The organism is Solibacillus sp. FSL W7-1436 (assembly GCF_038007305.1).
Taxonomy (GTDB): Bacteria; Bacillota; Bacilli; order Bacillales_A; family Planococcaceae; genus Solibacillus.
Genome location: NZ_JBBOWV010000001.1, coordinates 2,066,298 through 2,091,490, shown reverse-complemented (window position 1 = coordinate 2,091,490; position 25,193 = coordinate 2,066,298). Strand labels below are relative to the sequence as shown.

Annotated in this window: 17 protein-coding genes; 5 read left to right on the top strand and 12 right to left on the bottom strand. The window is 37.4% G+C overall.

The window, feature by feature from the left end:
* Positions 1-43: 43 nt before the first annotated feature.
* From MKX73_RS10370 to MKX73_RS10360, 3 genes are all read left to right on the top strand, one after another.
* Positions 44-1,033, top strand: coding sequence for a 2-hydroxyacid dehydrogenase (locus MKX73_RS10370; protein WP_340717359.1), 990 nt, complete (start codon positions 44-46; stop codon positions 1,031-1,033).
* A gap of 155 nt (positions 1,034-1,188) precedes the next feature.
* Entirely contained in the window at positions 1,189-2,313 is a 1,125-nt protein-coding gene (gene ald, locus MKX73_RS10365; protein ID WP_340717358.1) for an alanine dehydrogenase, read from the top strand.
* Between the two features lie 325 nt (positions 2,314-2,638).
* A complete protein-coding gene (locus tag MKX73_RS10360) occupies positions 2,639-4,282 on the top strand; it encodes a PucR family transcriptional regulator (protein ID WP_340717357.1) in 1,644 nt (547 codons plus the stop codon).
* Positions 4,283-4,414: 132 nt separating this feature from the next.
* Here MKX73_RS10360 and ehuA read toward each other — a convergent pair whose 3' ends face one another.
* Genes ehuA through MKX73_RS10320 form a run of 8 tightly spaced genes read right to left on the bottom strand, consistent with a single transcriptional unit; the run spans position 4,415 to position 12,472 of the window.
* On the bottom strand, positions 4,415-5,212 hold the full coding sequence (ehuA, locus tag MKX73_RS10355) for an ectoine/hydroxyectoine ABC transporter ATP-binding protein EhuA (protein WP_445265742.1): 798 nt from the start codon (positions 5,210-5,212) through the stop codon (positions 4,415-4,417).
* A gap of 13 nt (positions 5,213-5,225) precedes the next feature.
* Complete coding sequence (gene ehuD / locus MKX73_RS10350) at positions 5,226-5,978, bottom strand: ectoine/hydroxyectoine ABC transporter permease subunit EhuD (protein ID WP_339197626.1); 753 nt, start codon at positions 5,976-5,978, stop codon at positions 5,226-5,228.
* Complete coding sequence (locus tag MKX73_RS10345; RefSeq protein ID WP_339197624.1) at positions 5,978-6,637, bottom strand: amino acid ABC transporter permease; 660 nt, start codon at positions 6,635-6,637, stop codon at positions 5,978-5,980. Before MKX73_RS10345 ends, ehuD begins: the two co-directional genes overlap by 1 nt.
* A gap of 20 nt (positions 6,638-6,657) precedes the next feature.
* Positions 6,658-7,521, bottom strand: coding sequence for an ectoine/hydroxyectoine ABC transporter substrate-binding protein EhuB (gene ehuB / locus MKX73_RS10340; RefSeq protein ID WP_339197622.1), 864 nt, complete (start codon positions 7,519-7,521; stop codon positions 6,658-6,660).
* Positions 7,522-7,540: 19 nt separating this feature from the next.
* The gene (locus tag MKX73_RS10335) at positions 7,541-8,974 is read right to left on the bottom strand and encodes an aldehyde dehydrogenase family protein (RefSeq protein ID WP_445783311.1); all 1,434 of its coding nucleotides are present in this window, start codon (positions 8,972-8,974) and stop codon (positions 7,541-7,543) included.
* A gap of 44 nt (positions 8,975-9,018) precedes the next feature.
* Positions 9,019-10,263, bottom strand: coding sequence for a M20 metallopeptidase family protein (locus MKX73_RS10330; RefSeq protein ID WP_340717356.1), 1,245 nt, complete (start codon positions 10,261-10,263; stop codon positions 9,019-9,021).
* 29 nt (positions 10,264-10,292) lie between these two features.
* A complete protein-coding gene (locus tag MKX73_RS10325; RefSeq protein ID WP_340717355.1) occupies positions 10,293-11,270 on the bottom strand; it encodes a cyclodeaminase in 978 nt (325 codons plus the stop codon).
* 14 nt (positions 11,271-11,284) lie between these two features.
* On the bottom strand, positions 11,285-12,472 hold the full coding sequence (locus tag MKX73_RS10320; RefSeq protein ID WP_340717354.1) for a M24 family metallopeptidase: 1,188 nt from the start codon (positions 12,470-12,472) through the stop codon (positions 11,285-11,287).
* A 189-nt stretch (positions 12,473-12,661) separates the two neighbouring features.
* Between MKX73_RS10320 and MKX73_RS10315 the strand changes: the two genes are divergently transcribed.
* Positions 12,662-13,663, top strand: coding sequence for a pyridoxal-phosphate dependent enzyme (locus MKX73_RS10315; RefSeq protein ID WP_340717353.1), 1,002 nt, complete (start codon positions 12,662-12,664; stop codon positions 13,661-13,663).
* A gap of 81 nt (positions 13,664-13,744) precedes the next feature.
* Positions 13,745-15,136 carry an aspartate ammonia-lyase gene (locus tag MKX73_RS10310; protein WP_340717352.1) on the top strand — a complete coding sequence of 464 codons (1,392 nt, stop codon included), beginning with the start codon at positions 13,745-13,747 and terminating at the stop codon, positions 15,134-15,136.
* Between the two features lie 170 nt (positions 15,137-15,306).
* Here MKX73_RS10310 and MKX73_RS10305 read toward each other — a convergent pair whose 3' ends face one another.
* The 4 genes from MKX73_RS10305 to MKX73_RS10290 form a co-directional block, all read right to left on the bottom strand.
* Entirely contained in the window at positions 15,307-16,872 is a 1,566-nt protein-coding gene (locus MKX73_RS10305) for a sensor domain-containing diguanylate cyclase (protein WP_340717351.1), read from the bottom strand.
* Positions 16,873-17,146: 274 nt separating this feature from the next.
* Positions 17,147-18,712 carry a sensor domain-containing diguanylate cyclase gene (locus MKX73_RS10300; RefSeq protein ID WP_340717350.1) on the bottom strand — a complete coding sequence of 522 codons (1,566 nt, stop codon included), beginning with the start codon at positions 18,710-18,712 and terminating at the stop codon, positions 17,147-17,149.
* A gap of 194 nt (positions 18,713-18,906) precedes the next feature.
* Positions 18,907-23,043 carry a chitobiase/beta-hexosaminidase C-terminal domain-containing protein gene (locus MKX73_RS10295; protein WP_340717349.1) on the bottom strand — a complete coding sequence of 1,379 codons (4,137 nt, stop codon included), beginning with the start codon at positions 23,041-23,043 and terminating at the stop codon, positions 18,907-18,909.
* 48 nt (positions 23,044-23,091) lie between these two features.
* On the bottom strand, positions 23,092-24,969 hold the full coding sequence (locus tag MKX73_RS10290) for an S-layer homology domain-containing protein (protein ID WP_340717348.1): 1,878 nt from the start codon (positions 24,967-24,969) through the stop codon (positions 23,092-23,094).
* Between the last annotated feature and the right edge of the window lie 224 nt (positions 24,970-25,193).

Genomic DNA, 25,193 nt, shown 5'->3' with positions numbered 1-25,193 from the left:
GTAAAGTTTCTAACCAATAAATTTATTAGGAGCTGATTTCCAGATGAAAAAAATAATTGCTTATAATCGTTTAGACAGTACTGTTTTAGAAAAGCTCTCTGCAATTTATGATGTGGAGTATTTTGAAAACATTGATCCTAAAAACAATACCGTTTTTCTCAATTCTCTTAAGCAGGCTGAAGGAATTATAGGACTCGATCTACCAGTGGATAAAGACTTGCTGGACAAGGCACCAAGTCTTAAAATAGTCTCGAATGTGTCAACTGGTTATAATAATTTAGATATCGGCGAAATGACGAAGAGAAATATACTTGCCACCAACACACCGGGAATTGTAGAAGATACGACTGCAGATTTAATAATGGGGATAATGATTTCCGCCGCCAGAAGAATATCAGAATTGGATCGATATATGAAAGAAGGTAAATGGACTAATGTCCTCCCTCCAAATATGTTTGGAGTAAATATCCACAAAAAAACTTTAGGGATAATCGGTATGGGGAAAATTGGGACCAAAATCGCAAAGAGGGCCCATCTTGGTTTTGATATGGACATACTTTATCATAACCGTTCTCGTAATTTCGAAATTGAAAATGAGTTTAATGCTAATTATTGTAGTATGGAATTCTTATTGGAGAATGCGGATTTTGTTTGCGTAATGACACCGTTATCCCCTGAAACATACCATTTAATCGGTGAAAAAGAATTTAAACTAATGAAAGAAACCTGTATTTTCATTAATGGCTCAAGAGGTCATGTGGTCGACGAAGAAGCTCTTATATTCGCACTGGAAAATAAAGAAATTTATGGCGCAGCGCTGGATGTTTTTCAAATGGAGCCAATTAATCCGGATAATCCGTTATTAAAATTGGATAATGTAGTGACTACTCCTCACATCGGTTCGTCAACTTATGAAACAGAATTAGAAATGTCAAAAACAGCTTACAGTAATTTGATTTCTGGTTTAACAGGAGAACGTCCGGCCAATCTAATTAATCCGGAAGCGTTTCCTAACTGGAACAGTGCCAAATAAAGCATTAAATTTATTCTGAATAATAGTGTATAAAATCAACAAATATCTTTCATACATTTTTCATATTGTTACCAGACCCTTCCACATATAAAATTTTTTTAATAGAGTTAAACGCTTAATTCTAAAGAAAATTATTATTCTGGAGGAGTGTTAGTATGATTATTGGTGTGCCTAAGGAATTAAAAAACAACGAAAACCGTGTTGCGATTACACCTGCTGGAGTTGATGGATTCATTAAAGCCGGCCATATGGTCCTTATTGAAAAAGGGGCAGGATTAGGCAGCGGTTTTACTGATTTAGAGTATGTCAATGCTGGAGCCTCAATTCTAGACACTGCGGAAGAAGTCTGGAAAGCGGATATGGTAATAAAAGTGAAGGAGCCACTTTCATCGGAGTATAAATATTTCCGGGAAAACCTTATATTATTTACTTACCTTCACTTAGCTGCCGAGCCAGAACTTACAAAGGCTTTAGTAGAAGCAAATGTGAATGCCATTGCTTATGAAACAGTAAAAGTCAATAATGCTCTTCCATTATTAACGCCTATGAGTGAAGTAGCCGGTAAAATGTCTGTGCAAATCGGGGCACATTGTCTTGAAAAATTAAATGAAGGTAAAGGTATTTTATTAGGCGGTGTTTCGGGCGTACAGCGCAGTAAAGTGACAATTATCGGTGGGGGCATCGCCGGTACGAATGCCGCTAAAATCGCTGTTGGTATGGGCGCAGCTGTAACCATTATTGATTTAAGCGCTGACCGTCTACGTCAGCTAGAAGAAATTTTCGGAAGAGATGTACAAACATTAATTTCAAATCCGTTTAATATCGCGAAAGCTGTAGAAAAAGCAGATTTAGTTGTCGGTTCTGTATTAATTCCAGGTGCCAAAGCTCCAAAGCTTGTCACGGAAGAGATGATTAAATCAATGGCTCCGGGTTCTGTAGTTGTCGATATTGCAATTGATCAAGGAGGTTGTTTTGAAACATCCGAAAAAGTTACGACACACGACAACCCGACATTCGTAAAACATGGTGTGGTGCATTATACAGTTGCCAATATGCCTGGTGCTGTGCCTCGTACATCAACAATTGCCTTAACGAACAATACGATTCCGTATGCCTTACAAATTGCTAATAAAGGAATATATAGAGCAATTGAAGAAAGTGCGGCTTTAAAATCCGGTACGAATGTATTCGCCGGTCGTATCACACATGAAGCAATTGCAAAAGATTTGAATTACCAGTTCACTGCCATTGAGTCATTACTTTCTAAACAACCAATTTAATTCAATACGATTCTTTTACTCTGTAAAAGTTATTGTACATCGAGAGCTAGTTGTGACCTTACGACTAGCTCTTATATATTATTCAAACAATAATATATTAAAATGTTAAATTGACATTTTAATGAATTTTAAATATATTTGTTTATAGGTAGTTTTTGTAAAATTTCAAATTATTTAATCATTCAATAATTTGAAGCTTAAAATACATATTGGATTGTTATCCAAACAATTAGGAGTAATCTATACATTATTTAAAAAACACCTTGTACAGTCTATCTAAATCCATCAGAAATTTTAAATAATATTCGATAAGGAGGCACTTCCTATGAGCATATATTTAGAAGAAATTATTAATTCCCCTGTTCTCCACCAAGCCAAAATCTTAAATGAACAAACAGTCCCGAAAAATATAAAGGTCAGCAGAGTATCGGTAATTGAAGGACCTGTCGAAAATTTTATAAAGGAAAACGAGTTTGTCTTAAGCTCCGGAATAGGCTGCCACGACAATATAGATTCGCTTTTAAATTTCGCAAATGAAGTCTATCAATCAGGTGCTGCTGCGTTAGCTTTTGCTACAGGGGGATTTTATCTAATAGACATCCCTAAGGAAATTATAGAATTTGCAAACAGCAAAAATTTCATGATAATTGAAATTCCCTGGGAAATTAGGTTTGCGGACATTATTGAGGAAGTCAACAAAATGCTTCATAAATCCCAACAAAAAGAACTGTCTATCATCAAAGATTTCCAAAAACAACTTGTAGAAATGTTTATGAGCAAAAAACCTTATAAAGATATCATTGATTTTGTGGAATTAGAATTAAATCTCTCCTTATTGATTGTGGATAGGAACGGCAAGTACATATCAGGTTCTGCGGATTTCAATAAAATCCAGAGTAATTTCAAGCTTGAATTTTTCAATAATTTCACTTATCACGATTTTTATTCTAGTATCAATAAAGTAAAAATTGATACAACAACTGCTTACTGTTCCACAATCAGTTCAAAAGAACAAATTCACGGGTACTTTTTCGTATTGGCCCCTAACTCCTTATCACTTACATCTGAACAATTAAATATTATGGAACAGACCATTTTAATTTCAGCATTATGGTTTTCAAGCCAAAAAGAAGCGGAAGAACCGAAGTTTTTAAAGCAAAATGAGTATGTCTTAAATCTCGCAAAACATAATAACTATAATCAGGTTTCAAAATTAGAAGCACAAGGCTACAATTTCGAACTGTCATATGAATGTATTGTAGGCTATTTAGAAGATTCTCTTTCATTTTTCCTGAAGAATAAAAATAATCTGGATACAAAAGAATCATGGCTCGTCTGGTTATCTTCCTACATTCAAAATGAATTGGATTTCATTTCAAAATCATATGGATATAAAACTATCTTCGCTTTTGATGAAGGAGAAATTTTAATCTTTCTCGAAGCACGTGAGTCATCATTAAACAGCCCAATCAATCAGATTCTGGATTTGATAGAAAGACGGCTGCATAGTGTTGCACCGGGAATCATTATTTCCTGGGGCATCGGAAAACATGAGCAAGGTAAGATGTGTTTTCATGAGAGCTACAAAAAAGCGAGCATCGCAGTAGATATCGGCAGAAAACAAAAAGGGAAAGGTATGCGTATTTATTATGAAGACACAAAAATAGATCGGCTTTTTATAGATCTCAATAATAACCCCGATATCCAGACCATCATTTCAGATACGATTTCTTCATTGGTAGAGTATGACGAAAGAAGAGGCATGGAATTATTACATACTTTTATTTCCTACAATGAGAATAGTCGAAATGTTAGTCAGACGGCACGGGCTCTTAACCTACATAGGCAATCATTATTATATCGCTTAAAAAAAATTGAGTCTTTGACAGGTCTTTTATTAAATGAATCTGAAGACTTGTTTTTACTCGAGCTAAGTGTACGAACTTGGTTAAAGCATACAAAGCAATAAAATTTTCTCATACAAAAATGCAGGCTTCTGTACACGATGTGTATAAGCCTGCATTTTAATTTTACAATATATAGTTCTATTATCATTTTAAATATCCCTGATTTCTCTAGAGAACCAATACCAATTTTTGAATTAGTTCTGTCTAAATCTCTTTAAGAAATTTTGAACCCTTTCATTACTTGAATGCTCCAAGACTTCTGAAGCTGTTCCTTGCTCCGCTATTACGCCTCGGTCCAAAAATAGAACTTTATCCGCAATATCCAATGCAAAGTCCATTTCATGCGTAACTAAAACCATTGCCATGTCCTCATTTTTCGCAATGTCTCTGATTACTTCCAAAACTTCTCCCACCAATTCCGGATCCAATGCTGAAGTAACTTCATCAAACAGCATAATCTTAGGCTTCATAACAAGTGCTCTGGCCATTGCAACACGTTGCTTTTGACCTCCTGAAAGCTGGCTTGGATAATGATCTAGCTTATTACCTAATCCAACTCTTTCCAACATTTCAATTGCCCGTTTTTTTACGACTTCTTTATTTTCCTTCTTTACTTGAACCGGGGCTATCGTACAGTTTTCCAAAATTGTCATATGGGGGAATAAGTTAAAATGTTGGAACACCATGCCTATATCACCTCTTATATTCCGGAGATGTCTTTCATTGGCTGGAATCATTTTATTATTCTTCTCCATTTCCCATAAGTTGTTTCCTTCAACTAATATAGTGCCCGAATTCGGCTGTTCTAAAGTCATTAATAGTCTGATCAGTGTCGTCTTACCTGATCCGCTAGGACCGATTATCGCTATTTTTTCTCCAGCATATATATCTAAATCGATGCCATTTAAAATCTGAACTTCCCCAAAAGATTTTTTGACATCCCGGTATTGTACAAGAGGAGATTTTTCAGCTACATTCTGTGCGCCAACAATATTTTCTTCTAATTTATACAACTTGATTGCTCCTCTCTGCTGAAAGATCCTTCAGTTTTTCATCTGAATTTTTCTTTTTATTTTTTACTGCAAATAAATCTTTATTATTAATTTTGGACTCAATTTTGTTTACCAATATCGAAGCAGGTACACTTAATACTAAGAAAATAATCCCTACAACTGTTAACGGTTCTAAGTATGCGAAATTTAATGCTCCAAAAGAATTAGCTAAAGATAAAATTCCTACAACACCAATAATTGCTGTTATCGGCACTTCTTTAAACATAATAATCAAATAGTTTCCTAGCATAGGAATTGTAGGCGGAATCGCTTGCGGAAATATAATTTTTATCCATTTATCCCTTTTACTGAAATTCAAAGCTGTGGCTGCTTCCCATTGCCCCTTATCAACACTTTCGATACCGGATCTGTAAATTTCCCCTATATAAGTGCTGTAGTGTATTCCCAGCCCTAAAACAGCACATACATAAGGGTTTAGCGTTACTCCAATTACAGGCACCATCGGCAGCGCATAGAATAAGAAGAATAATTGAACCAATGGAGGTGTCGAATAAATAAACATTCTGAGAAATTGAACAGGTTTTTTAATAAAATTTAATGGGATATAACTATTGATGACCCATACAAAACCAAATATTAACGCAACCAGAAAACAAGCTATAGTTAGTCCTATCGTAATCGGGATTCCTTTTACAATGTAAGGAATAGACTCAAGAAAAGTGTTCCAACTCCAGTTACCATTCATCAGTTAGCAACTCCTTTCTTCGCTAATACCTCAGTTTTTTTCGTAATATATATAATTGGTAATGCGATTACAAAATAGATAAGCAGAATGATCAAATAGATTAACGGTGATAGTGATAAATTGGTATTTCTCAAGATGTCACCATAGTATAAAATATCTCGTAAGCCTATAAGCGATACTAGCGGAGTAGCTTTCATTATTTGAATCGTATAGCTTCCAAAGTCCGGAATCATCATTTTGATTGCCTGCGGTAAAATAATATATCTCATTTTTTTATACTTCGAAAAATTCAGTGCAGTTCCCGCCTCATCCTGTCCTTTATCAATCGCTAATATGGAAGTTCTCACAACCTCAGACATGTAAGCACCATAGTTTAATCCGATTGCAATGACTCCAGCCCACCAATTCGAACCTAACTGAATGCCAAGCAACATCGGAATGGCATAATACAGCCAAAATAACTGGACGATAAGGGAAGTACCACGGAAAAATTCAACAAATGCAGTTGTAACTCTAAAAACAGTTTTATTTTTAGAAAGCTTTGCAAAACCCGTTATAAACGCTACTAAATATGCAATCAGAACTGCAGCAATTAACACTGAAAGAGTTACACTGAGTCCCCTTAGGAGTTGTGGTAGTATTTCAAATATGGGGCCCATACCTAACCATTCCCTTCAAATTATGATGGATTACAAATTTGTTCTGTTGTTACGTCTTCTGCCATGTTACTAATCTCGCTAAATCCGTTATCTTCCAATATTTTTGCCACTGTTCCATTTTCCTTTAGTTCAGCTAGTTTTTCGTTATAAGCATCTCTTAAAGTTTCATCCGCAAGATTAAATACGCTTCCACCATAACTTGGGACACCTTCAACATCCGGTTGTTCAAATGTCTCCACAAATTCCAATTTATCATTATTCAATGATTTCCAAGCAAGCTTTACTGTCATTTCTGTTCCAGTTGTAGCATCTGCACGGCCAGATAATAAAGCGGAGAATGTTGCTGAAATATCCGGTACAATTAGAATCTGGCTCGGATCTACGCCTTCCTGCTGAAGGAACCCTATTTCTGTTGCCCCTTCCATTACAACTACCTTAACTTTCGGATTTGCTGCAATGTCTTTATAACTTTGCAAATTAAGTGGGTTTCCTTTGTTTACAATTAATCCTTCACCATATTTCATTTCCGGTTCACTAAATAGTACTTTTTCACATCTATCCGGTTTTATCGCCATACCAGCAGTTACTATATCGAACTGCTTAGCTTGAATACTTGGAATTAGTTGACTGAAGTCACTTAAACTAGCATCAAATTTTTCGATTCCTAACTCCTTAAATACAGCTTTTGCAATTTCAACGTTTGCCCCTTTAATTTCACCATTTTCTTCATAAGCATAAGGAATTTCATTTGCAAAACCTATTTTCACAACCCCTTTTTCCTGAAGTTGCGCCAACTTATCTCCTGAGCCCTCAGCCTCATTCCCACAGGCAGCTAAAAATAAAACCATTAATCCAACTAAAATATATTTAACATTTTTTATCATAAAGTTCTCCTTTCTTATTTTAAATTTTAAAGCAAACTACTCTAGTTTCAGTCATTTCTTCAATAGTGAAAGGAACCCCTTCTCTCCCTATTCCGGATTTCTTCATTCCGCCAAATGGCATTGCATCGATTCTGAAGTCGCTGCTGTCATTGACCATCACACCACCGTAATTAAGGGTGTTCACCGCATGAAAGGCATTCTCAATATTTTTAGTGAAAATCCCTGCTTGAAGACCATAAGAAACATTATTCGCTTTTTCAATTCCTTCCTCTAAGTTAATGATTGGTTCAATAATTACTACTGGCCCAAAAATTTCTTGAGTAACGATTTCATGGTCAGGAGGAACATTCGTCAACACTGTAGGCAAATAATACGTTCCGTTACGTTTCCCCCCAATTAGACATTCAGCGCCGCATTCCTTTGCGCTTTCAACTAAACGTTCCACACGAATTGCTTCTTTCTCATTAATAAGAGGTCCCATATCAGAAGTTTCCTCTAATTTGGATCCGACTTTCATAAAACTTGTTTTTAAAACTAATTCATGTTTGAATTTATCAAAAATGTCTTCTTCAATGTAAACCCGCTGAACTCCTAGACAGTTTTGACCTGCTGCCCAAAAACCTCCCGATACAATTGAGTTTACAGCTAAATTAAAATCAGCATCCTTTAAAACAATACAAGGTGAATTGGATCCCAATTCCATGCTGATTTTTTTCACTTTTGCTTTAGAAAAAATATCCTCGCCTGCTTCATAACCGCCCGTAAAGGTAATCATTCTAATGGCTTCATGTGTGACCAGCACTTCACCGATTTCTCTGGAAGATCCTGTAATGACGGATAACATTTCATTTGGCAATCCGCTTTCTTTAAACGCTCTGGCAAGTAAAAGGGCACTAAGAGGTGTTTCACTGGAAGGTTTTAAAATAATTGCATTCCCGCTTGCAATCGCAGGACCCAGCTTATGAGCAACCAGATTTAATGGGTCGTTAAACGGAGTAATCGCAACGATTAATCCAACGGGAACTTTCATATAATATCCTAATCGATTTTCATTCCCTTCCATTTGATCAAAAGGGATTGTTTTACCGTGAATTCTTCTTGCTTCTTCCGCACTGATTTTAATTGTTTCAATGCATCGTTTTACTTCTTTTTTAGCTTCTCTAATCGTTTTGCTGCTTTCATTCACCAATGTTGTTAGAAACAGATCTTGGTTTTCCTCAATCCATTTCACGACATTATTTAAAATCGTCATTCTTTCGTTAGTAGACAATTTCCTTGCAATTTCTGCCCCTTTTATCCCTTCCTCAATTGCCAGAGCCACATCTTCTTTACTTGCTGATGGAACTGTTGCAATCAACTCCTGATTTTCAGGGTTAAATACTTTAATTGTTTTCTCACGTTCTACCCAATTTCCCGCCACGAGCATCTTTTTGTTCTCATAAGTATTTATCAACTAACACACCACCCAATCTAGTATTATAGTTTTTTATAAGTCCACTAATTTTCAATTTTCTCTAATGCGGTTTTAGTTGGTAATAACGCATTGCTTGTAAAATACTTTAATAAAGTATGACAGAAAATTGTTACCCCAAGTGACAATGCTTTTTCATCAATGTCAAAAATCGGTGTATGAAGTTCTCTTTTTACATCATCGTTTATTGCACAACCTAAGAAGATCATTGCGCCTGGTACTTTATTTACCATATGAGAGAAATCTTCTCCACCTAAACCAAAAGGAATATTTTCAATGACCATGTTTGGAAGTGCTTCTTTTATGGAATCTCTAATGACTGCATTAACTTCCACGTTATTAAACAGGGCAGGCTCTCCTTCTATAATCTTCAGTTCGTAATCTCCACCGAAGAGGCGCGTAAGTTCAAATGAATTATACAGATGCTCTATTATTTCTTTTCTGACTTCCGGCTTGTAACTTCTTAACGTACCTGATAAATAGGCCTCTTTTGGTATGATATTACTTGCCGACCCGGCTTTAATTTCACAAATACTGATGACTGCCGCATCTAATGGTGACACTTTTCGGGATACAATTTGATTGATGGACTGAATCACTTGTCCAAGCAAAGAGATGGGATCAATCGTTAAATGCGGGTAAGCTCCATGACCTCCTGTACCGGATATCGTTGCTTCAAATACATCGACATTTGCCATACTGTAACCGTCATGAACTAAGACCGTACCGACTTCTTTTTCAGGGTTCATATGCAATGCCAATACACAATCCACATCCGCTAAAATACCGGATTCTATTAGATAAGGGGAGCCTGTTTTCCCGAATTCATCAACCGTTTCTTCAGCCGGCTGAAAAATAAATTTGACAGTCCCATTTAGATCCAGCTCTTCGAATAGTTCACTCATAATCGTTGCGACACCTATTGCAATGGCTGTATGGGCATCATGTCCACAGGCATGCATGACTCCCGCGGTTTCTGAAGTATAGGAATGGGTATTTTCTTCCTGGATCGGCAAGGCATCAATATCCGCTCTAATCGCGATGGTTGGACCAATTCCTTTCGATAAAGTACCAATTACAGCTGTGGGCAGCCCTACTCCAACCTCTACTTTCACATTTTTGATTGTTGAAAGCTGGTTTGCAATAAACCTTGCTGAGTTGTATTCTTGAAAGCTTAACTCCGGATGTTTGTGAAGTTCCCGGCGCCATTCAATGATTTGATTACTTAGACTTTCCACTTTAGAAAGGACATTGTTATTCAAAATGATCATCTACTCCCCTAAAAAGTTTGTATAAAAAATCACTTTACTTTTTCTTTTGAATTTTCCAATAATTTAAAAGCTAACCGGGCTATTGCTGTATCTTGAATTCCTGTACCTGTTAAGTCACAAACTGTAATCTGTTCATCAGATACTCTTCCTTCAGTTTTTTCAGAAATGATATCTCCTAATTCGACTACACTGTGCAAATCAAAATCTGTCAGGTGTTCATTTGCATGGTGTAATTCTCCAAGACGTACGCACTGCTCCCGAATATCACAGGCTACTAAATCTGCCTTTGAAAATACTTCGGGTTCCAATTCCTGCTTATGTTCTGCATCTGATCCTACAGCAGTAATATGAACACCTGGGTGTAACCATTCAGATTTGATAAGCGGAACAGTAGCTGGCGTTGTCGTAATGACGATATCACTGTTTTTTACAACTGATTCAATATCTTGGTGAACTATCACCTGCTTGCCTAATGTGGCGGAAATATCTTCTGCATATTTCTTTGCAGCACGTTCATTTCTGCCAAAAACATTTACCGTATCGAAATCTCTAACTAAACTCAGGGCTTCAACCTGATATCTGGCCTGTACACCAGTTCCTATTACGCCTACACTGCTAATTTGTTGTTTTGCCAAATATTTTGCAGCTATTGCTCCTGCGATTCCTGTCCTCACATCCGTTAAATAACCATTGTCCAGGAAAATTGTTTTTAGCATTCCTGTTTGAGAACTGAACAACATCATTAATCCACTTAGACTTGGTAAATTTAATTTGTGATTATCGAAAAATCCTGAAGAAACTTTTAGGGCAAAAGAATCCAAATCTTCAATCACCGCTGTTTTCACATCGATTTCACCTTGTACATTCGGAAAATCGAGTCTTAAAATCGGCGGTACTTGCACTTTTCCATCTGAATAGGCAGTAAACCCTTTTTCGATTTCTTCAATTGCTCTCGTATCTACTTTGATCACGTTTCTTATTTCATCCTCTAAGAATACTTTCAACATCCTCACATCCTAAATTAATAGATTTTAGTGGTATTCTTTACAAATAATTGTCTAGGTACTGTAGCAAATACTTCAATACCTGTCTCGGTTACTCTAAATGATTCACTTAACTCTACTCCATATTTATCCAGCCAAATTCCCGGAATACAATGGAATGTCATGTTTGGCTGCAGGACTGTTTTATCACCTTGTCTTAAGCTGGCTGTGTGCTCGCCCCAATCAGGAGGATAATTTAATCCCATAGAATAACCTATACGTGATTCTTTTTCAAAACCGCTCTTAGAAATGGTTTTTCTCCAAACCTCTTCCACTTCTTCACATGTGATTCCTGGTTTAATCGCATCCAATGTCGTATTTAACCCTTCAATCACAACATCTGCCAAGTATTTAACTTTTGGATCTGGTTCACCGATGTAGACTGTTCTTGAAAGAGGTGCGTGGTAACGATTATAGCAACCTGCCAATTCTAAAATGACTGGAATATCGGACGGATATTTATTGTCAGTCCAAGTTAAATGCGGTGTGGATGTTCTTTCGCCTGCAGGTAATAAAGGCATGATTGCCGGGTAATCTCCACCAAACTCTACCGTACCGGAAATTTGAGCATGCATGATTTTTGCCACTACATCACACTCTCTTACTCCCTCTTCAATGGCTTCAATTCCTGTATTCATCGCATGATCTACAATTTTTGCAGCTTTTCTAATATATTCAATCTCATTATCCGATTTAATCAACCGTACATAATTAACTAAATTTGTAACATCTTTAAATGTTGCTTGAGGCATTCCGAAAGATAATTGTTTATAACATTTTGCTGTAAAATAATACGTATCCATTTCTATACCGATAGTCGATTTATGTTTACCTATTTCCATCAGGAAATTGCAAACAAAATCCATAGGGTGTCTTTCTAATGATTGAACGTAATTGTCAGCATAAGGCAAAATATGATCATCATTCAGGAAAGTTGTAACTCTGGCCCCATTCGCATCCTGCCCTCTGCCGATCCAAAATGGCTCCTTTTCATCCAACAGTACAATTAGACATTGGTGTACATAAAACGACCACCCGTCATACCCAGTTAAATAGTTCATGTTCGCTGGATCTGTTACGATTAAAACTTCGATGTCTTGTTGAATCATTCTTTTTTTCGTTTCTTGCAGACGTTTCTGATACTCTGAAACTTCAAATACCGGCATTGTTTTTCCCCCTTTTATAATAAATCGATATTTATTTAATTCTATTTTCTGTAAACTTCTTATTCAATTCGTAATATTGTATAAAAATTATCTGATTTTTTTTACAATTTGACACATTGACTATTCCTGGTAAATAAACGATTGTAAGTTATAAACAGTTAAACAATCAAAAGAAGAGAGGTTTTATCTATGAATTTCGGGACAGATTTACTTACAGAGACATTAGAACTACAAGACTTCTATCTAGCCAGAAAAAGAATTGAACCCTATACTCAAAAAACTCCTTTAGTATATTCGAAGAAGTTGTCACAACAATTAAACGCCAATATTTACTTGAAATATGAGCATTTTCATGAAAGTGGTTCATTTAAATACAGAGGTGCCCTTAATTCGCTGAACAATTTAACCGAAGCACAAAAGCAGAAAGGTGTGATTACCTTTTCTACCGGTAATCATGGATATGCTCTAGCATTAGCAGCCAAAAAGTTAAATATCCGTGCCATCGTCTGCGTATCTAAAAATGTTCCGCGGGCCAAAACGGATCGAATGGTAGATTTGGGAACGGAATTAGAAATTTACGGCAATAGCCAGGATGAAGCGGAGGCACGCTGCTATGAACTGGCGAAGAGTGAAGGTTTTATGATCATCCCCCCTTTTGACCATTTGGATATTATCGCGGGGCAAGGAACTACAGCTTTAGAGATAATAGAAGATCTTCCAACTACGACCGACGTCATTGCAGGTTTATCCGGTGGAGGTCTGGTCTCCGGAATAGGGGCTGTCATGAAAAAAATCAACCCTAAAATTGGTGTCATTGGTATATCCATGGAGCACGGTGCTGCAATGCATGAAAGCTTAAAACAGGGACGCCCGACAATCGTCGATGAACCATTTTCATTGGCAGACAGCTTATTAGGAGGAATTGGGGACAATAATCAATATACATTTAACTTTGTAAAACAATATATGGATTACAGTATTTTGATTTCCGAAGAACATATAAAAATGGGTATGGCCTATTTATATAAGGAACATAAAATTGCTGTTGAAGGGGCTGCGGCTGTAGGGGTCGGCGCACTGTTAAATAATAAAGTACCCGTTAAAGAAGGGGCAAACGTTGTTGTTATCATCAGTGGTTCCAACGTGGATTTAGATGCCCATTACGAGGCTGTCCGTGCTTATTTAGATTAAATCTATCAGAATTTCATAAATCATTCATGATCTTTCTACTGTCTTTTTCCATACCACTAATGATGAAGGAGCGTTCTTTCTATGAAAATTCGAATCGAAAAAGATTTTTTAGGAACAATGGAAATCCCTGCAGATCAATATTATGGAATTCAAACAATGCGCGCTATTCAAAACTTCCCGATTACCGGATTAACCGTTGACCGGGAATTGATTCGGGCTATGGCAATTGTCAAAAAATCCAGCGCACAGGCCAATGTAAAAGTAGGAAATTTAGATAAGGTCATTGCCTGTGCCATTATTCAAGCAGCTGATGAAATTATTTTGGGACAATGGCATGACCAATTCGTAGTAGATCCGATTCAAGGAGGAGCCGGCACCTCTTTAAATATGAATACTAATGAGGTAATCGCTAACCGGGCATTAGAAATTATAGGTTATGAAAAGGGCAACTATGCGAAAGTCAGCCCTAATTCCCATGTCAATATGGCCCAATCTACAAATGATACATTCCCTACCGCAATTCATATTTCAACTGTCCATTTATTAATCGAATTATTAAAAGTGATGGAATACATGGTTTCGGTTTTTGATTTAAAAGCAAAAGAATTTGATCACGTCATTAAAATGGGACGAACGCATTTACAGGATGCTGTTCCGATTCGTCTCGGGCAGGAATTCCTTGCTTATGCGAAAGTGCTGCGTCGAGATATGAAACGAATTTCCCAGTCAAAGGAAGACTTATATGCCATTAACTTAGGAGCAACTGCAATCGGCACTTGCCTAAATGCCGATGCCGCCTACATTAAATCAGCAGTAGAATTTGTAGCAGAAAATACTGGTCTCCCGTTCACTCAATGTGAAAATCATGTAGACGGGACGCAAAATACAGATATTTATACAGAAGTTTCAAGTGCACTGAAAATCTGTATGTTGAACATGTCGAAAATTTGTAATGACCTTCGTTTAATGGCATCCGGTCCGAAAACAGGATTTGCCGAAATTTTACTGCCTGAGCGTCAACCTGGTTCTTCCATAATGCCTGGTAAAGTAAACCCTGTCATGCTGGAAGTGATTAACCAGATTGCATTCCAAGTTGTCGGGAATGATGCAACGATTAGCATGGCTTCCGAAGCGGGACAATTCGAATTAAATGTTATGGAGCCTGTGCTAGTGTATAACTTACTACACTCAATCCGCATTATGTCGAACGGCTTCACAGCTTTCACAAACTACTGTCTAATGGACATTAAAGCAAATGAAACAGTATTACGTGATAATGTCGAACGCTCAATTGGGGTTGTTACAGCAATCGCTCCTTATGTAGGCTACGAAATGGCTTCTAAATTAGCAAGAGAAGCATTAATAACCGGTGAGTCAGTTCGATCCCTTTGTTTAAAACAAGGATTATTCACTGAAGCCCAAATCGATATTATGTTAGACCCTTTTAGGATGACGAATTTACAGGCAAAGTAAATTTACTTTTTGACTACTAATTGATGAAGATCGACGGGAATTTCCTGACAGACGCTCTCGAATCTTTATATATTTAAATAAACAACGGCTTGAACCTATATTATGAAGGATTCAAGCCGTCGTTTTTGTCTGTACCCATTACATACGTAATAACAGAAAGATTAATTTTTTTATGCATTTGTCACTTCCACACGGTTTCGCCCGTTCTTTTTGGCTTCATATAATGCAGCGTCCGCTTTTTCCAATATAATTTTTGGCTGATCCCCGTGCAACGGATAATTTGCGATTCCGGCTGAGAATGTAATCTCTTCCCCCGTTGGACTAATAAGCCGTGAAATTTCCTCCCGGAGTGCTTCTATCCGGCTATAGGCGTTACCTACCGTCTCTTCGGAAAGCAGAAGTACAAATTCTTCCCCACCATAACGACAAGCTAAATCTTCTGCACCAACAACTTCTTTTAATTTACCGGCTATAAACTGTAATACCTCATCCCCTATAGTGTGACCATAAGAATCATTGACTTTTTTAAAGTAATCCACATCTAAAATTACTAATGTATATGGCTTTTGCTGTTCGGTCCATAAGTGAATCATTTTATCGAAAGTTCGGCGATTCAACAGCTTTGTTAACGGATCTGTTGAGGATTCTTTTTTAAGTGTATTGACTTGTCCATGTAAAATTGAAAAGCTTTGAATAAGAGCTTCCCGGATTTTATAAACTTCAAAATACCATGCGCGAATGTCTTTGAGCTTGTTCATCTCCTGCTCCTGTGCACTGTTCCCCGCTATTTCCGCCATACTTTGAAGTGGGCGGACAATACGTGTTGCAAGAATAAAAACGAAAATAGTTGAGAGAATAAGAAATGGTAAACCTCGCGTAAAAACATCCGATACTTGTTTTCCCACAGCATTTATTGCTTCATCATATGGTGTCTGAACTACAATTCCCCAACGTGTTCTTTCCGTGGAGCTATACCCGGCAAGCATTCGCTGATCAAGAGAGTTGACAATTTCCTTTGCTCCGCTCTTTTCCTCCAGCAGATCTTTTACAACCTCATTCTGGGAGAGGTTTTCCCCTAGCCGTGCTTTATCCGGATGATAAATGATTAATCCATTTGTATCAACTACATATACATAAGAACCGTTTTCATAAGGATGCCGACCTAAAATCATTTCAAAAATGTCCGAGTCATGCAAATAGATCGTACCGTTCACAACCCCTTTAAATATGCCTTCTTTATTATAGACAGGCATGGAAAGAACAATGAGTTCATGACCGGTCGGTGACATATAAGGATTGGTAATATAAGCCGCACGCCTTTTCAGCACATCAAGCCCTTCTTTTGATGTTATCTTACTACCAGCCAGACCAAGATCTTGCGGTGCATTGACTAAAATATTTGCATTTGCGTCTACAACAACGACGGAACTAAATGTATTTTCCTGCGAATAAAGACGGTTAACCTCTTGTTGCAGCTTTTCCATATTATTAAAGTCTTCACCAATTTCTGCTGCACTATAACGCAGAACCCGGTTTGTATCACCGATAAATTGGTCAATAGTTTCAGATAATTTCAAAGCATATACACGGTTATTTTCCAATGCCTGTTCTTCCATAAATTTCACATTTCCTTGATAGCTACTATACGTACTGACAATAGCCGAAAGTAAAAAGGCAAGGGAAATAACCGCGACGATTAAGTATTTTAATTTCATATATTTTTTTAATGAAATCATGCAGTTCTCCTTAAGAATAAAATATTTTTAAGTTTGTTGCATTCTACATTTTGATTAACATTTAAGTCCAAGCAGAATTAAACTAATTAAAATCTGCTTAATTTATACTAATTTCAGCATACCATTCCTTGGTCATTTATCAATTAACTGGAACCCTATCTGTAGATTTGAATAATTTTTACTATTCTTTTATGCAAAAATATAAAAACTCTACACAGCAAAGCCATGTAGAGTAATATTTCTTCTTACTTGTAAAGGGAGATGGGTTTTCTAGTTATGCATGTGTCACTTCCACACGGTTACGCCCATTTTCTTTCGCTTGATATAAAGCTTCATCCGCTTTTGCAATAATATCTCTTAATTCTTCACCATGTAGTTGAGAATTTGCAATACCCGCCGAAAATGTGAGAGGTTTTCCTCCAGGACAGATCATTTGCCGAACATTTGCCCGAAGCGATTCAACCCGCTCGTAAGCATCTTCAATCGTAGTTTCTGTAAAGACAAGAATAAATTCTTCTCCCCCGTAACGACATGCTAAATCATCTTCTTGTAACGATTCTTTTAGTTTGCTTGCCAAAATTTGCAGTACTTCATCCCCTGCAATATGCCCATACGTATCATTAATAGATTTAAACCAGTCCACGTCCAACATGACGAGCGTATAGTTTTTTTGCTGCTCTGTAAGCACTTTAATTTTCTTTTCTAAAGCATGGCGGTTCAATAGTTTAGTTAGTGAATCTGTCGATGTTTCTTCTTTCAGAGTATTCACTTTACCATGTAAAACCGAAAAGCTATGGATGAGTGCTTCCTGTATTTTATACACTTCGTAATACCAGGCATGGATTCCCTTCAGCTTTTTCATCTCTTGATCTTTCACACTATTTTCCGAGATATCCGCAATTTTTTCAAGTGGACGAACAATATGGCGGGCCAATAAAATGACGAGAATTGTAGAGAATATAATGAAAGGCAAACCGATTTTAAATACACTTGCCACTTGTTGCCCTACCATACTAAGTGCTTCATCATACGGTGTTTGGACTATAATCCCCCAACGAGTTGCTTCACTTTGGCTATAACCCGCGAGCATTGGCTGATCAAACGTATTAACAGCAACTATCGCACCTCGTTTTTCTTTTAATAATTGAACAACTACCTCGCTATTGGATGCATCTACCCCTAATCTTTCTTTTTCAGGATGATAAATGATTTTCCCCCGGGTATCGACAACATACACATAAGAACCATTTTCATAAGGATGCTCACCTAGTATCGATTCAAAAATATTGGAATCATACAGGTAGATGGTGCCGCTCAAAACTCCTTTAAATACTCCCGATTCATCGTAAATAGGCATTGAAATAACAATTACTTTCCGACCTGTTGGCGAAGTATACGGATTAGAAACAAAAGGTTCATGTTTATCATAGTTTTCCAGTCCCTTTATGGAGAGAACTTTCTTTCCTGCTTCACCGAGAGATTGCGGTGCATTCACCATAATATTTCCTTCCGCATCAACAATGAGAACGGAACTAAATGTATCCCCATTTAAATAAAGACGGTTTGCGGCTTCCTGCAATCTGTTTATATTTTCAAAGTCATAGGCAAGCTCTTCTGCACTATAACGCATTGTGTTTTTTGAATTAACAATAAATTTATCAACTGTTTCCGCTAATTTCAGCGCATAAACCCGGTTATTTTCCAGTGTCTGTTCCTGCATTAATTTCAAATTCCCTTTGTAGTTACTGTAAACACTGATAAGCGTTGAAAGTACAAAGGCGAGGGCAATGACTGATATGAATAAATATTTTAATTTAATGAAATTTCGTAACGAAAACATTACAATCTCCTAGTTCAAATATAGGCAGATATATTTGATTTAATATAATTGCTAGTATTATAACATAGCGGGACTAATTCCATATCAATTTATGCCGCGTATTTATGACAATCTTGTTAGGAATTTATGTATTAAGATAGTAAAAAAGCATCACCAAATCAATTTCCCGATTTGGTGATGCTGCTCGTTATCTATTATTTAAATTCGATTGTTTCTGGTGATGCTCCTTTTGTATACGTAATATTCGCATCGGATGGCAGATTACGTATCTCTTTTACATGATTACCCTCAATAATGATTTCTTCGATTTTTGTTCCTTTAAAATCAATAATCGCATTTCCTTTTTTAGGGCTGATCGTTACAGTTTTATCAGCAAACCCTGTCCCGTGGAATTCGGCATACTCACTGAATACCGCAATACCGTTTTTAATATCTGTATTTTCACCTAGTGTAAGAGAAATACTTGTACGGTTCATGATCAGCTTACCTGTTTTATAGTTTTTATAATTGTACTCATTTTCCGGCACGATCGGCTCCGGTGTTTCTTCTTTACCAGACTTCAGATCAATCTGAACTAATACCGGATCGTGGTCAGATGCGCGGCCTTGCGCTTCAGTAAAGTTCGCATTAATATGAATCATATCAATTTCCGTTACATCTGCCAGATTGTTTGAAACTAAAATATGGTCCAGCACTTGGTTGTTCCCTTGGAAGTAGTAGCTGAAACGGTCTTCCACAGGTGCCTTGTCCACCATATTTGTTAATACGTCACCTTTTAATGCTTCAAGAGCCGGTGTGAATTCAAAGTCATTCATATCACCCGCTACGACAATGTTGATGTCCGGATCTTTTGCAAGTCCTTCATCAATAAAGTCGTTGATTACTTGTGCAAGCTTAATACGCTCAGCTTCAGATCCTAAAATCGGTGGCTGTGTCAGACCCCATAATGAATCATCTCCACCTTTAGAATTTAAATGTGCACCAATAACAACAATGCGTTCTTCCTGGAATTCAAATTCTGCCGCAATCGGTTTACGTGTATCTTCAAACTTTGAAGGATTCACATAACCTGGGTTCAGTGTAAGGCTGCCTTCTTCTGTCCATGCATTCGCCTGATCGCCTGTTCCATTTGTTCCTTCAACAAGTGAAACGCGTTCCGGATTGTACAAGTAACCTACACGGATATTTCCGCCAGGTGCGCCACCGCTAGTATTATTGATCGGTGTCACATCAGTCCAGTCATACTGAGGACCACCCGCTAATTTAATTTCATTAATTAACCGCAAATAGCTTTCTGATGCATCGGCATTTCCTGAATCGGTTTGTCCATCATTATCCTGCACTTCCACCAATGTAATAATATCAGGTGACTTCATATTATTCACAAACGTTGAAGCGATTTTTGCTGCTTTTTCGTCGGATGTATTATCCGTATTATTCGAGAAGTTTTCGATATTATAAGATGCCAGATTCAGCTTGTCCGCTACTGGTTCAAGATGTGTTACTTCCTGCTGAATATTTGCTTTTGTTACTTCCGGGAATACTTTATTCGTATTCAGGCGGTATCCGTCAGAGAAGTTTTCCACAAATCCGATCAGTGCCTCATTAAATTGATCGCCTGATTCATAGTTTTTCGCTGATACTCCTTCAAGCATTATCTTTTCAGGATTGTAATCATCGGCAGCAATATTCAGACCACCATTGGCATTAAACGTATTATTTGTTGTACTCGGAACGACGATTGGTGAATCATTGCTATACATCGGTCCTACTACTCTTGCATCAGGGAATGACACAAGCATATATTCGATTGATTCCCAGAAATCGATTCCGTCTTCCTGCGGGTCAAAACTTGCAAAACTGTCATTATCGATTATTTTGTTCGGCGGGTTTAAATCCTCACCGATCACAAGTGCTTCAGGAACAGTATCTGTACCTGTTTTTACAACTGTTACGGCTGCAATCTGTGTATCTTTTAAACGCGTATTTCCGCCTGCTTCCGTTACAGTACCTGTTACTTCCACCGTATCTCCTACCGCTACACCATGTGATGATTTGTTCACTTTAATCGCAGTTGATTTCAAACCATTGAACGGTGTATTTTCCTGCATAATGAAGTTTGAACCATCAATTACAAATGTTACAATTCCATCTACATCGTTCACTTGTAACCCTGCATATGGAGAAGTATGACCTGCCCCTTGAATCACGCTGATCGTTGCATCGTCCAGATTAATGATTTCATAAACGAATATTGCAAGTGCACTGCCCGTTAAGCCGTCTTTAACTCCGATTGCTTTAATCGTCATATCGTCATTGACAGTAATAGCACCTGTATATTCCGTACTTTCTGTCGTCGGCAGTGACCCATCCGTTGTGTAATAAATTTTCGCACCTTCTGTAATTGTAGAAAGCGTTACTTCCGTGCCGGCAGTTACGAAACCTGAATGTGAAGCTTGGATATCCTGGACTTTCGTCGTATCTTCAATAATACGGATTGGTAGTAACTGATGGTTTGTATACTGACCAACAATACCGGTAATTTCCCCGTACGTTTTGCCGCTTTCTAAGCCTGAATCTCTTAACTTATCATAGATTGCAAATGTACCGGCTCCATCTGTCCCCGTAAAGTTTTGGCCTGAACCTGTAATCGCTACATCTTTCAAAGTTACTAATCGCGACTCATTGTCTTCTGCTATACCGTCACTTGTGATAATTTGTGGCTCTGGTAACACCGCTTTTGATGAACTGACAACTGTAATATTCGCCAGTTGTTTAAGTCCGCCGTATTCATCAACTTTCCCTTGAACGGTAACAAAGTCACCCACATTTGCTGAAAGGCTGTCCGCAGGGTAAATGGCGATCGCTGCACCTGTTTCATCCTGGATATGCGCTGTCGCTGTTTCCAGTTTTGCTGTGACAATACCCGAAACGGTAACTTCATCGCCGTTTGCTTTATTGCGCGCTTCATCAATCGAAATCGCTGTTGGTGCGGCTTTGATCGTGTAGGCAAATGTTGCCACTTCACTATCATCCAGACCTTCTGCTGTTGCGAATGCTTTGATCGTCATTGCTTCATTAATTACAATGTTTGATGATGCATTATAAACTGTACTTTCTGTCGTCGGATCAGAACCATCCGTTGTGTAATAAATCGTTGCATCTGTTGTATCCGTTGACAGTGTTACTTTTGTTCCTTCAAAAACTTCACCGGCTGCAGGAGAAGCTTTGACAGTTGCTGCTTGTGTAGGTTCGTAGTTTGAGACTAATTGGAAGCTTTCCGCGCCTAGTGTTTTTAACTGGTATGTTCCGTTAAAAATTGATGCAATTCCTGTTACTGTCACAACATCATTATTGTTGTAACCATCCTCTACAAAATTCGAAAAAGCATAGCCTGTACGATTATCATGGCGCACTACCAGTTCATTGTTTGCAGCATCCACTGCTTTAAATTCGAACGTGCCATAATTATCAGTCGATCTCAGCTCTTTAATTGTTACATTTTCAAGTGTTACTAATTCACCTTGTTTATTGTCGCCCTCAATCGGCAATTCCAATGTTTGAGGTGACGGTACTGTTCCTGGAGATACTAGGTCAACTGTCGGTGAATTGAACTGTACTTCCCCGCTGTAAACACTTGTTTTCCCTGTGATTTTTACGATATCCCCTGCTGATAACTCAACTGTTGCCGAAGAACTTAAGTAAACATAAACTCCGGCAGATTCATCCTGTACATAGAAGGCTTTGCCTCCCCAGTTGCCAGGTTTTGTCGTAACAGTTCCCTGAATTTGAACTGTCTGTTCCGTTCCAGCAGCTTCACGTGCTTCAGCAATTGTTGTTTCGATTACTGAAGGGTCAGTTGGATTAGTTGGTTCAGTTGAGCCATTCTCAACAAAATTGATGAATGATGGTTCTTTTAATCCTGCATGATTTCCAAAGTATTTTTCCAGTGAACCTGTTACTACTATTCTTTTCCCAAGATTACTTGGATTTGTTTGCAAATTAAATTCGGATCTGAATGAGACGGGTAATTGGATATATAGCATTTTTGTAACATCGGTTTCCCCCGGAGTATCCGCTATTGCAATATTTGTATCACCATTCGCTACTACCGTATAAGAGGTTTCACTTTTCGCAAACCCTACTATATATCCCTCGACTGTAACACCCGATTTTTTCAAAGTCGGATCAAACTGAATGATTGCTTCCCCAACGCTAAGAGCATCTGTTGTCTCAGCTTTCACAACTGCAAAGTGAGGCAGAATCATAGAAATTACAAGTAAAAATGATAAAGCGATTTTGGAAACGAAATTGAATCCACTATTTTTCATTAGTTTAGCTCCTTATTATTTTTTAGCTTGTCCTGTATAAAATTCGGTTTAATTTATTACTGTTTCGCCTTCTACTGTTATTCCATCAATATTGATATTTACATTAGGCGCATTAATTACGAGGTTGCCTGTAATCGTTCCTGCTCCACCAGTTGGTGCCAATGAATACGTCCCTGTAGCTGCAGAATCTGTAATTGTTACATTCCCGTTTAACGTATGACCATTAAAATCAAGATTTACAAGAGTCGTCAGATTAATGTCACCTGTTATTGAAGCCAATAATTTGATTGTTTCACCTTTTTTGGCTGTTTTTAACGCTTCATTCAGTTCTGTTAAATTCTTTACATCCAGCTTATTGCCATTCACCGGAGGATTCGGTGTATCGCTTCCTCCATCCGTGTCCGGTGTTCCCGGATTTGGTGCAGGTGTACTTGGCACATTCCCGACAATAACCGTAGCTATTTGTGAAGCAATTGCATTATAGTTATTAATGATTTTTGCCGCAGATGATCCTGCCGGAATCGACAATTCATTAATTTTTAATCCTACATCTACCGTAATTTGGGCAGTTGCATTATTGACTGTCAACGTCGTAATAGACCCTTTAACTTTTAAAGCCAAATCCACTGCGGTTGTTAATAATAATTGACCAATGTTGGCATTCCCTTGAACATCAAGTTTTGTTGATGATTCTACGGTAACCTTAGTGAAAGTACCATCAATATTGATTAATGTCACCGTTGCCGCTACTGTAATCTCAGGAATTTCTGCGTCTGATTCAATCGAGATATCGTTACGCTTTACATGTACTTTTCCAGCACGCGAATTTTTCATTTTTATTTTTGGACCTGCTTTTCCATCATTAGCAAAGTTCTTGTCGATTGAAGCGGTTGAACCGACTTGATTATCAATAATTAAATCACCTGTAATTTTTGCATCTTCAAATTTCACCTCTGACATTACAGCTGAAGTAACTGTTGCATTACCTGTTAAGGATATATTTTTTACCGAAACATAATCAGCATTAATTATTAATGAACCGATTGTTGCCGTTGAATCAAACACGACAGGAGATTCAGCTGTCCCGGATTTACTTAATGTTACATTATTAATTTTAGTCAAGACTCCATTTTCAACAGTTGCTGTAATTACAGCACCCGTTAAAGCAGTTTTATTTGTCTCCTTAAAGATAGAAGATATAGAAGAATCGAAAGAATAAGTAGACCCATCAATAACAATTCCTGATGCTGTATAATCTTCAACTTTAAATTTTATACTTTGAGCTGGTTGTGGCGTTTGGTTTGCTACTGCTTCCGCGCGTGTGATAAATGCAGCCATTTGTCCACGTGTTACATTGGAAGAGCCATCAAATAATGTAGCCGTCTTACCCGTTGTAACATTATTTTCAAATAAAGCAGCTATTGCTTCCTTATAATCTGTACGCACATCCGTGAAAGGAAGGGAATCAACATTTTCAGCTTTTAAATTTAATGCGTTGGCAATAATTTTTGCTACGTGATTACGCTGGATATTTGCCCCTTGGCGGAATGTCCCATCTTCATAGCCATCGATAATTCCTGCCTGTTTTAAGGCAGCAATCGCTCCATAATACTGGTGAGAGACAGGAATATCTTTAAAATTAGGATTCATTACATTCTTTGTATCCAACTGCAGAACACCCGCAATAATTTTTGCTGCTTGTCCTCGTGTCAGATTTTGCCCCGGCTTAAAAGTACCATCTTGAAAACCGTTAATAATGCCTCGTTCACTTAAACTTTGAATTGCATCGTAAAATTGATGAGATGGTTTCACATCACTAAAACTGCTTGCTTCTGATACAGTAGGTGCTACTACCACAACTGCTGATGCAGCAACTGCCATTGCTGTTATTGCTTTAAAATAATTCGAAGATTGCCTTTTACTCATAATTATAAAAATACCTCCACTCCGATTTTGGAATTCCTTCAACGGAAAATATAGTAGAATTTTCCTTACTATATTTCTATTAACAAAATAATTCTAACAGATTGACGTTAAAAACTATGTAAATTTATGTTAAATTTGTTTTTTTGAGTATAAATATCTATGACCAAAAAAACTCATTAGTTAGAATTAACTAAATATTTATGATAAGGTAATATTTATAAAAA

Coding starts and splice junctions, on each gene's coding strand:
- MKX73_RS10320 (WP_340717354.1), bottom strand. CDS start 12,472: ATGCCGGTATTTGAAGTTTCAGAGTATCAGAAACGTCTGCAAGAAACG.
- MKX73_RS10345 (WP_339197624.1), bottom strand. CDS start 6,637: ATGGGCCCCATATTTGAAATACTACCACAACTCCTAAGGGGACTCAGT.
- MKX73_RS10295 (WP_340717349.1), bottom strand. CDS start 23,043: ATGAAAAATAGTGGATTCAATTTCGTTTCCAAAATCGCTTTATCATTT.
- MKX73_RS10315 (WP_340717353.1), top strand. CDS start 12,662: ATGAATTTCGGGACAGATTTACTTACAGAGACATTAGAACTACAAGAC.
- ald (WP_340717358.1), top strand. CDS start 1,189: ATGATTATTGGTGTGCCTAAGGAATTAAAAAACAACGAAAACCGTGTT.
- MKX73_RS10330 (WP_340717356.1), bottom strand. CDS start 10,263: ATGATCATTTTGAATAACAATGTCCTTTCTAAAGTGGAAAGTCTAAGT.
- ehuB (WP_339197622.1), bottom strand. CDS start 7,521: ATGATAAAAAATGTTAAATATATTTTAGTTGGATTAATGGTTTTATTT.
- MKX73_RS10305 (WP_340717351.1), bottom strand. CDS start 16,872: ATGATTTCATTAAAAAAATATATGAAATTAAAATACTTAATCGTCGCG.
- MKX73_RS10325 (WP_340717355.1), bottom strand. CDS start 11,270: ATGTTGAAAGTATTCTTAGAGGATGAAATAAGAAACGTGATCAAAGTA.
- MKX73_RS10370 (WP_340717359.1), top strand. CDS start 44: ATGAAAAAAATAATTGCTTATAATCGTTTAGACAGTACTGTTTTAGAA.
- MKX73_RS10300 (WP_340717350.1), bottom strand. CDS start 18,712: ATGTTTTCGTTACGAAATTTCATTAAATTAAAATATTTATTCATATCA.
- ehuD (WP_339197626.1), bottom strand. CDS start 5,978: ATGAATGGTAACTGGAGTTGGAACACTTTTCTTGAGTCTATTCCTTAC.
- MKX73_RS10310 (WP_340717352.1), top strand. CDS start 13,745: ATGAAAATTCGAATCGAAAAAGATTTTTTAGGAACAATGGAAATCCCT.
- MKX73_RS10290 (WP_340717348.1), bottom strand. CDS start 24,969: ATGAGTAAAAGGCAATCTTCGAATTATTTTAAAGCAATAACAGCAATG.
- MKX73_RS10360 (WP_340717357.1), top strand. CDS start 2,639: ATGAGCATATATTTAGAAGAAATTATTAATTCCCCTGTTCTCCACCAA.